The sequence below is a fragment of the Lentzea roselyniae genome (assembly GCF_039537795.1).
In the GTDB taxonomy this organism is placed as follows: domain Bacteria; phylum Actinomycetota; class Actinomycetes; order Mycobacteriales; family Pseudonocardiaceae; genus Lentzea; species Lentzea atacamensis.
This window is the reverse complement of the sequence record NZ_BAABBE010000107.1, coordinates 1-2,587: the sequence shown is the minus strand read 5'-3', so window position 1 is coordinate 2,587 and position 2,587 is coordinate 1. Positions and strand designations below refer to the sequence as shown.

Annotated in this window: 1 protein-coding gene and 1 pseudogene; both read right to left on the bottom strand. The window is 64.1% G+C overall.

Features of this window, described 5'->3' with window-relative positions:
- Positions 1–795: 795 nt before the first annotated feature.
- Positions 796–1,203: a hypothetical protein gene (locus tag ABFX45_RS46040; RefSeq protein WP_346137403.1), complete on the bottom strand. Its 408-nt coding sequence runs from the start codon at positions 1,201–1,203 to the stop codon at positions 796–798.
- A gap of 257 nt (positions 1,204–1,460) precedes the next feature.
- Positions 1,461–2,294: pseudogene (locus ABFX45_RS46035) on the bottom strand (transposase family protein).
- Positions 2,295–2,587: the final 293 nt, after the last annotated feature.

Below are 2,587 nucleotides of genomic sequence, written 5' to 3'. Positions count from 1 at the left end.
GGAAAGCTGGAGCGGCGCATGTGAAGGAAGGGCCGTCATCCTCCGAACCGCTCCCCGGAAGTTGGACTGGGAATCCAGTTCTGACTCTCGGGGAGTGGTTCGTTGCATCCACGAAGCTCGTTGTCTGGGCGGCAGCGTTCGAAAACCTCCGACAGCAGCACGGGCAGCAGCGACAGAATCAGATACCCGTGCTTCACCGGTTGCCCGAAGGGACCGCAGGCGGGCTGACCCGGACATGCAGTCCGCCGAAGAGGGGTGTGCGGTCAACGCCTTCCTCAGGAGCGTGTGTCCGTACCAGTCGCAGCGGAGTCTGTCGCCCTGCTCAAAAGCAATGCTTGAAACCTGTGGATCGGCCGGGAAGGGTCGTACCTTCCCGGCGGTCAGCTCAGGTTCTCAAGCAGGGCGACGTTGGCGCATCGGTCGGGAAGGTATGGCCCCATGCTCAGGGTAGTGCCCAGGCCCCCGGCGCCGGGTGACCGTCCGGGTTCATCCAGTTCGTTGATCGACGAGTTGGTGCATCAAGGTGCCCAGCGGATGCCGGCCGAGGCGGTGCAGGCCGAGGTGGACGCCTACATCGCCCGGTTTCACCATGAACTACACGGCATTGCCACTAGCCCCGCAAGTGCCGTTGCAGTATTAGACCTGCGACCATCTCACGGTGAACGACGAGGCACCCAGCTGGGACGCACTTCGACGACGGCTCACCCGAGCGCCGTTCAGCCCGGACGGCGTCACAGCTGTTGGGCTGGCCATTGACAAGGTGGAGCGGATGCTCGGCCCGTCGTGGCCGCGCCGTCAGTTCGAGCGCAAGGGCTGGTGGCCTGGCGAGTTCAACATGTTGACGTTCCACGCCGCGGCGCTGCCACAGTTCCTGGCTCTGGTGGCGCGACTGGAATCCGCTGCTCGGGAGCCGACTTTCGAGACGGTACTGCGGGATCTCAAACGGGGCGTGACCACCGCCGACTGGCGCCATGCCCTTCTCAACTCGAAGTCAACCGTGCCCTCCGTGGTCTTGGCACAGCCGTCACGTTCGAGCCCGAGATCAGCGGGGGCCAGAACAGGGCCGATCTCCTCGTCATGCCTTCGGAAGATCAGCCCTTTCTCGTCGAAACCACGTCGCTCGCCCGTGCCGATGTCGACCTGGCATGGGAGGAGTACGAACACAGGATCTGGCAGGCCGTGACCGCGCTCGAACTCCGTCACAACGTGGGCTCTGTCCATAGTTGCGTGATCAACTGACCGTGCCCCCTTCACGCCCATCACCAGAGCGTAGTCATAGACGGCACCGTGTTCAGGAGCAAGGTTCTCCGATGTGCCTTCGTTGAACGGACATGTTCCACGAGCACACCGCTGGTGAGTGTTGTAGTCCGAACTGTTGACATCACTGACCCACCGAAGTTGATCACACAACGCCACAAGGGATTACTTGGAAAGCCTCAGAGACGTGATCTCAACGAGTTTCAGTTGAGCCGTCCGTGCTCCTCGAAGTGCGTGAGTACGAGTGCGGCTTTGACGATGTGGCCGATCTTGCGGGGGCTGGTGGTGAAGTGCCGCAGGGCGCGCCAGCGCCCGGTGAGCAGGGCGAAGCCGCGTTCGCCGAGGCAGCGCAGGCCGCGGAGCAGGGCGTTGTAGGTGCGGGTGTCCGGGTCGAGGGTCTGGCCGTCGGCGGGCTGCTTGACCGGCGTGAACACGCCGATGCCAGCCCCGTCGTAGCCGTTGTCGGCCAGCGTGGACAGGGCGAGCTGGGAGTAGGCCCAGTACAGGGCTCCCAGCACGTGTTCGCGTGCCGCGGTCAGGTCGTGCACCGAGCCGGGTTCAACATCGCTGACCCACAATGGGAAACCGTCCGGCGCCAGCAGCGCCTGGATGTTGCCGCCGTGCTCGTGCGCTTTGCCGGAGTACCACCGGTCGATCTACTCACCTTTCGCGCTGGTGGTCTTCTCGGCGAGGCGATCGGCGGAGAAGATCTTGCCGTCGAGAACGACGTGGGCCAGGCCGTCCTGCTGGGCTTGCCGTAATGCTTCGTGCAGGTCCGGGGCTTGCTCGGCGAGCACGCCGATGACCTCGTCGAGGTAGCGGTAGCCGGTGGCACGGGAGATGCCGTGATCGCGCGCCAGCGCGGCGACATCGCGGTTCTCCCGGAACCAGCACAGCGCGAACACCGCATGCCAGTAGCAGGTCAGCGCCCTGGCGCCGGCGCGGGTGCCGCGCTCGCGGCGGTCGGCGTGGAGCAATCGACCGAGGTACTGGGCCAGTTCGCGGGGCACATCGAGTGTGGCACGATAGGTGATCACGGGGAGCTTTCTGACTGGGATTCGATCTTCGCAAATCCAGTCCTATCAGGAGCTCCCCGTCCTTCCGCTCCCAGGCCCCGCAGCACATCGGCATGCCTGCATGAGCATCGTCCCGAATATCATCAGGCCTTCAGCGCCGGAATCTCCGTTGATGAGATCACCTCAGTGACGTGATCTCAACGAGTTTCAGGTGAGCCGTCCGTACTCGAAATGGGTGAGTACGAGTGCGGCTTTGACGATGTGGCCGATCTTGCGTGGGCTGGTGGTGAAGTGCCGCAGGGCGCGCCAGCGCC